The sequence below is a fragment of the Rhizobium sp. Rhizsp42 genome (assembly GCF_047304155.1).
Taxonomy (GTDB): Bacteria; Pseudomonadota; Alphaproteobacteria; order Rhizobiales; family Rhizobiaceae; genus Rhizobium.
This window is the reverse complement of sequence record NZ_JBGLYS010000085.1, coordinates 1-5,507: the sequence shown is the minus strand read 5'-3', so window position 1 is coordinate 5,507 and position 5,507 is coordinate 1. Positions and strand designations below refer to the sequence as shown.

The following is a 5,507-nucleotide window of genomic DNA, read 5'->3' as shown; positions in this document are numbered from 1 at the left end:
CGGGCCACACGAATGGCGCCGTGTCGAGGGCGAGTTCAAGCTCCATTGAACTCTTGATTTTGATTTTTCGTCTTCCTCGCTTTTCGACCCACCGAGGACTGCCGAGCTTGGTGCCCCCGAAGGCGACGGAGTAACACCTCTATGGAAGAGAACATCAATATCCTCAAGAACGTCGCATGGATGAACGCGAAGGAATCATAGTGGACTTTGCTCGCTGGCTTGAGACCGCCTCAAAAGAAGCCCTAGTCCAGTAAGGAAAGTTCGCAACGATGTCCGCGAGCATTGCAAAAGCAATGCGTGTCAATGCTGGCGAGCTTGCACGCGGTAGACCGGAGGCAGCCGAGCGTGTTCAGCAAGCATCTGAGATGATGGCCCGGTTCGAGCCCGCCTATCCTCAATCCTAGCGATAAACGCCGAAATCATCCGATTTCGGTCGGTGTGGAATTTTTCGCGCCGCGGATCTTGAAGCCGAAACTCTCAAAAGCCAAATTATTTTCCAGCCAGTTGCTGAGGACAGAGCTGGCCTTGCTGGAGGCGCCGCCTTTCGGCGTTTCCGTACCCATGTTGCTTCAAGGAGGATATGGCTATGGGACCATCTTACGACTACGCCCCCCTGTTCCGCTCGAGCATCGGGTTCGATCGGGTCTTCAATCTTCTCGAAAACGCTCAGCGCGCCCGCTCGATCAGCGACTGGCCGCCCTATGACATCGTAAAGACCGGTGACGACGGTTACCGCATCTCGATCGCGGTGGCCGGGTTTGCTCAGGACGATCTCGACATCACTTTTCAGTCCAACCTGCTGACTGTCAGCGGCAAGAAGCAGGAATCCTCCGCCGATGCCTACCTGCATCGCGGCGTTGCCGGACGTCCGTTCGAGCATCGTTTCGAGCTTGCCGACCACGTCCGGGTGAATGGCGCGGATCTGAGCAACGGCCTCCTTTCGATCGATCTCGTTCGTGAGATCCCGGAGGCGTTGAAGCCGCGGAAGATTTGGATCCAGGGCTCACCAGCTCTGACTTCGTCCTGCCCCGCTCACATCGAGGCGCGGGAAGCGGCGTGATCGAGCTTGTCCACTAATGGGCGCCACGCGCCGTGACACCCACCAACATCGCGGGTCGGAAAGGAGAGACAGATGAAGCCCGATATGTTCAGAGAGCCAATTTGCATTCTCGTCGGCCTAGGTTTTCCGGCCGAGGTTCACAGTGCGACGGACGCGTATCGTCATCTTTGTGAATGGCCAATGAGGCTGAGGGATAATGCGCATGCTGTTGCCTTGAAGGCCTGCGGCGCCGCGTTGCGCGGCGAGATCGAGGCCGAAACGGCGCGCGGCCTTTTCGCGGCATTCGCTGAAAGGCATGATTTGCTGGCGCCGGAAACGGGTGCCATAGCCGCGTCTCGCCTGAGGCGGGATCAAGATCCGCACATCCGGTGAGGAGAAACCCATGCATAGTCAACTGCAACGGGCCGCCAGCCAAGCCGCGACGATAGCGCTGGTGGTTCTCGTTCCCGGCCTTCAGCTTCGGCGGCCGATCGACGTCGTCCGTGCGCCATTTCTCTCGATTGATGATCGTCGCGCCTTCCTGGCGGCTTGGGCACCAGACTTGTAGGCGGTGGATTCGCAATTATCGCAGCGGCATCTCCCGGGAACGCCCGCCAGGCTCAATGGAGGAGGTGCGGGCGGCTCCGGGGGAGCTTGATCACGACGCTACTGTCGAGTGCACAGCCTGGGATTGACCTCGATGGCACCCCAGGGACGCTTCGCTCCAAGCTGGCGGTGAAAACAGCGCGAGCCGCGTTTCAAGTATATCCATCGCCATCCACCACGTGCTGACGGTGGTGGATGCGTATCGGCTCTCACTGTCGCCTAGCGATTACCTATCATAGGGTCCACAATGATAAGAGGGGCGAGCGGCCTCGCCCCTCGAAGGCGTCAGCCGATCGGATAAATCGGGATTACACGATCACCGATTTCTAACCTGCCTTGCGCAGTTGCAATCTCGATACGCCGGCCGCGACATTCAGACCGGTCCCGACTTCGGCGCTGAGCGGCTGCAGGCCAAAATTCTTGGCGTTGCCGCCGACCAGCGCGTTCGCCCCCAGGCCGAGGCCAACCGAAGCTCCGGCCGACGCGCCAACGTAAGTACCAGCTAGGCTACCTTCTCCAACTGTCGTCGGCTTGGTGTTGATCACGACCCAGCTCAAATAGGACTTCCCTGTTACGCCGACATCGATGCCGAGCTTTCCGATCGTACCGGTGTAGCGTTCGACCTTGCCGGTCCGCTGTTTGAACTGGCAGTCAACCGTTCGGCTGGAGCCGATCAGTAAGCCAATACCACCGGCGACTTCGCAAGAAAGCGTACCCAGCCGCTCTTTCGGCTGCGAGGCAACTTTCTCGTTATGCTGGCTTTTGCCGTGGCGAATATCGGCCGCCGTGGCAACGGAGCCAAAGACAAGGGTGGTGGCCAACGCGAGAATGAGCGTCTTCTTCATTTTCTCTTCCTTGTTCGAGATTAAAGCGTGTTAGGTCGCACGACCGGCTTCACGCGAGCTTGGATGTGGGCGCGACCCGCAGACCGCAAAGCACCGGTTTCGACGTGAAGTCGGCGGCGATCGCGCTCGCCACGCATGCGGCTTCTTCCGACGACGCCGTGCCGGCTAGCATGATGGAGCCGTCGACGACTTCGACTTCGATCTGGCAGTCTTCCAGGCCATGGGTGTACGCCAAAACGCACTTGATCGCCTCAATAGTCGAAATGTGATCCGCGACGGTCGCCGCGCTTGCGAAAGATTGAAAAAGCATCGGGTTGATCCTTATTGGACGACCACGGCTCGCCTTCGCGGCGAGCCGGTCGATCGCGGAATCTTACTTCAACGCATCCTTAACGGCGTCCTTGCCTTTACCGACGGTGCTCTGCACCTGGCCAGCGGCCTTGTCGACCTTGCCCTCCGCTTCAAGTTTCTCGTTGCCAGTGACCTTCCCAGCAACTTCCTTGATCGTGCCCTTAAGTTCCTTCGCGGCACCTTCGATACGGTTCTTATCCATAATGCGGCCTTTCGTTAGACAGTGTTTCGATCATTGACCCCGGGTATTTCGGCGTCATGAAGAAGGAGATAGAACCGCGACCGGAAGAAATTCAGAGCTGAAAGTACTAGTGCGATTGGTATCCCGTGACCTTTTTCGGAGGTGAGATCACTTTTTTCTCGGCCTTCGCTCGGGCCGCTTCCGAGATTTTGGATCGGGTGCCGTGAAGCCGCGCTCCCGAGCCCAAATGACCGCGGCCGCCCGGCGGTTAACACCGATTTTCGCATAAAGGGAAGCGACGTGGTTTCGAATGGTATTTCTTGAGAGATGCAACGTTTCGCCCATTTCGGCATCGCTTTGCCCGCTACAGATCAGACCGAGAATTTCCCGCTCTCGTTCGCTGAGCTCCAGCAGCGCTTTCGTCGGAACCGTCGAACCCTGCTTTAGGGTCGCGAGGCGCTCTACAATGGAGCGGCTGAACCACGACGTATCGGCCATCACACTTTCGATCGCCTCGACGAGTTGAGCCTCGCTGCGCCGGCGTTCCGTCACATCCTGGAGTGCCCAGACCACGCACTGCTCGTCATTGATTTCGACCCGCTCGGCGGACACAAGACAGTCCGCGAAATCACCGTCCTTCTGTTTCAGCCGCATGGGTTCGTTTCGAACGAAGATGTTATCGCGCAGCTTCTGCTCCACGGCTCGTCTGGCGGCAATATCATCCCAAAGCCGGAGCTCACCAGCAGTCCGGCCGACAACTTCCGTCAGCTCGTAACCCGAGATATCCAGGAAGGCGTCGTTTGCTTCGGTGAACACGAAGTCTTCGAGCCGTGAGATTGCAGCCGGGGCAGGCGACAGCCGAAACGACTTGGAGAACCGCTCTTCGCTTTGACGAAGTGCGTTCTGCGCCTTTCGCCTGGCATCGAGGTCGGCAAAGGTGAACAGCATACAAGGCTCTTCGACCACGGAAATAGGTTCACCGGCGACAATCACAAGCCGGTCGCCACCTTCGGGCAACGGAACCAAGGCTTCGCGGTGGCGTATCACCCGCCCCTCGTTCAGTTTAGACAGCGCATCTTCCGCGGTTTCGCAGTTTGAGAATAGACCGATGGCTTCCACGGTCCTGCCGATGACATCGTCCTTGGTGAAGCCCGTCATCTCCAGGAATCCCTCGTTGACCCGAATGAAACGCTGATCGTGGAGCCGACAAATCAGGCCGGGGGCAGGATTGGCATTGAACGATCGCTCGAACCGCTCCTCTGCTTCAAAACGCGGGGTCTCATCTCTGATGATCAGGGCCAGTGCGTCAGGCTTGTCGCCAGCGTCGGTGATGAACATCGTGCGAACGGTGTGCACCCAGACCATGTCAAGATCGGCCGCCGGCGATACCTCGACTGTCACATCGTCGATTGTTTCGCCAGCGAGAAGTCTCTCGATCGGATATTGGCCTTCCTCGAGAGGATGATTATTTCGATACCGCAAGGTGAACGCCCGACGATATCCTCTTGCGTCACGACCGAGTTCATCGGTGTTGCTAGCGCGATGCATTGCGATCGCCGCGGCGTTTGCCCAGGTTATCCGTCCACCCTGTTCAACAAGGATGATACCATCACTCAGGCCCCCGATCAGTTCTTGGAGGCTGCCCTTGTTGATTTTAGGCGGATCAGGATTATCGCTCATTTTGTCCCTCAACTGCATCGGCTGACCATTACGTTGCGTCCCGGCTGAGGATTTAAAGGGTGAATGATCGACGTTTTGTGGGATAATTCGAGAGTTCGCCTTGGCGGGGAGACTACGAGCTGTCCTGCAACGCGATTTTATTCTCTTAGCCTCCAAGTCGAATCGTGAGATCGGCGAGTCGATTTAACTTAGCCCCCTTCAACCTGGGAGCTAATGGTCGGTCGGGGCGCAGCAGGTCCAAACAAGCAATATAGGGCGTTTGGAACTAAGCGCGAGTGGGCACGCGGAGCGGTACGTGCTCATGGAAAGGTCGCCTCCGGGCGGAAGGAGGCGGCCTGTAGCGGACCACGAGGATCCGCGCGCTCCGGCGGAGGGGAGGCCGCGGAGCGCTTGTGAACGAGGGGAGGCGACGTTCAAAGGATAGTCGTGACCTGAAGGCGGGAATACCAGCCTGAACCGAATCGTCATCCGACGCACCATTCACCGCTGTGGCTTCCTCGACCAGTGTGCGAATGTTCTCGCTCACTTCCGCGATCCGAACTTCAAGATCTTCGCGCTCTATGCCAGCGAGGACATGGGCAGCATCCTGGCCGACCGCAACTATCAGCACGACGCGCGTATCAGCGTCATCTTCGACCTGATCAAGAGGGCTTCCGAGTTGGCTTGACGGAGCAATCCTGTACGCTGAGTTAACATGCCTGGCGTAGCTTTCAGTTGGCATTAACCAGACTAGGCCCTACACTCATAAACGGGGTTCACACGCGGGCATGGCTTTGATTCAATGAGGCTTTGATTTGGAGGCCTC

General features: G+C 58.1%; 8 protein-coding genes. 3 read left to right on the top strand and 5 right to left on the bottom strand.

What is annotated here, in order from left to right; all coding sequences use genetic code 11:
• Window positions 1-419: 419 nt before the first annotated feature.
• Window positions 420-563 carry a hypothetical protein gene (locus tag ACCD05_RS31530; RefSeq protein WP_162724622.1) on the bottom strand — a complete coding sequence of 48 codons (144 nt, stop codon included), beginning with the start codon at window positions 561-563 and terminating at the stop codon, window positions 420-422.
• 23 nt (window positions 564-586) lie between these two features.
• On the opposite strand from ACCD05_RS31530, the gene ACCD05_RS31525 reads away from it, so the two are divergent.
• The 3 genes from ACCD05_RS31525 (at window position 587) to ACCD05_RS31515 (ending at window position 1,607) form a co-directional block, all read left to right on the top strand.
• Window positions 587-1,060 (top strand): Hsp20 family protein, encoded by a 474-nt coding sequence (locus ACCD05_RS31525; protein ID WP_112949884.1) that lies wholly within the window; start codon window positions 587-589, stop codon window positions 1,058-1,060.
• 72 nt (window positions 1,061-1,132) lie between these two features.
• On the top strand, window positions 1,133-1,432 hold the full coding sequence (locus tag ACCD05_RS31520) for a DUF982 domain-containing protein (RefSeq protein ID WP_111565438.1): 300 nt from the start codon (window positions 1,133-1,135) through the stop codon (window positions 1,430-1,432).
• A gap of 10 nt (window positions 1,433-1,442) precedes the next feature.
• Window positions 1,443-1,607: a hypothetical protein gene (locus ACCD05_RS31515; RefSeq protein ID WP_313760764.1), complete on the top strand. Its 165-nt coding sequence runs from the start codon at window positions 1,443-1,445 to the stop codon at window positions 1,605-1,607.
• 364 nt (window positions 1,608-1,971) lie between these two features.
• Here ACCD05_RS31515 and ACCD05_RS31510 read toward each other — a convergent pair whose 3' ends face one another.
• The 4 genes from ACCD05_RS31510 to ACCD05_RS31495 all read right to left on the bottom strand — a co-directional run bounded on the left by ACCD05_RS31510 (window position 1,972) and on the right by ACCD05_RS31495 (window position 4,702).
• Complete coding sequence (locus tag ACCD05_RS31510) at window positions 1,972-2,490, bottom strand: DUF992 domain-containing protein (RefSeq protein WP_111565437.1); 519 nt, start codon at window positions 2,488-2,490, stop codon at window positions 1,972-1,974.
• A gap of 49 nt (window positions 2,491-2,539) precedes the next feature.
• Entirely contained in the window at window positions 2,540-2,800 is a 261-nt protein-coding gene (locus tag ACCD05_RS31505; RefSeq protein ID WP_111565436.1) for a hypothetical protein, read from the bottom strand.
• A gap of 63 nt (window positions 2,801-2,863) precedes the next feature.
• Window positions 2,864-3,043 carry a CsbD family protein gene (locus tag ACCD05_RS31500; protein ID WP_111565435.1) on the bottom strand — a complete coding sequence of 60 codons (180 nt, stop codon included), beginning with the start codon at window positions 3,041-3,043 and terminating at the stop codon, window positions 2,864-2,866.
• Window positions 3,044-3,190: 147 nt separating this feature from the next.
• On the bottom strand, window positions 3,191-4,702 hold the full coding sequence (locus ACCD05_RS31495; protein WP_112980956.1) for a helix-turn-helix transcriptional regulator: 1,512 nt from the start codon (window positions 4,700-4,702) through the stop codon (window positions 3,191-3,193).
• Window positions 4,703-5,507: the final 805 nt, after the last annotated feature.

What these genes read in the sequence shown, in the direction of transcription:
- ACCD05_RS31530 (WP_162724622.1), bottom strand. Translation starts at nt 563, where the DNA reads ATGGGTACGGAAACGCCGAAAGGCGGCGCCTCCAGCAAGGCCAGCTCT.
- ACCD05_RS31525 (WP_112949884.1), top strand. Translation starts at nt 587, where the DNA reads ATGGGACCATCTTACGACTACGCCCCCCTGTTCCGCTCGAGCATCGGG.
- ACCD05_RS31520 (WP_111565438.1), top strand. Translation starts at nt 1,133, where the DNA reads ATGAAGCCCGATATGTTCAGAGAGCCAATTTGCATTCTCGTCGGCCTA.
- ACCD05_RS31515 (WP_313760764.1), top strand. Translation starts at nt 1,443, where the DNA reads ATGCATAGTCAACTGCAACGGGCCGCCAGCCAAGCCGCGACGATAGCG.
- ACCD05_RS31510 (WP_111565437.1), bottom strand. Translation starts at nt 2,490, where the DNA reads ATGAAGAAGACGCTCATTCTCGCGTTGGCCACCACCCTTGTCTTTGGC.
- ACCD05_RS31505 (WP_111565436.1), bottom strand. Translation starts at nt 2,800, where the DNA reads ATGCTTTTTCAATCTTTCGCAAGCGCGGCGACCGTCGCGGATCACATT.
- ACCD05_RS31500 (WP_111565435.1), bottom strand. Translation starts at nt 3,043, where the DNA reads ATGGATAAGAACCGTATCGAAGGTGCCGCGAAGGAACTTAAGGGCACG.
- ACCD05_RS31495 (WP_112980956.1), bottom strand. Translation starts at nt 4,702, where the DNA reads ATGAGCGATAATCCTGATCCGCCTAAAATCAACAAGGGCAGCCTCCAA.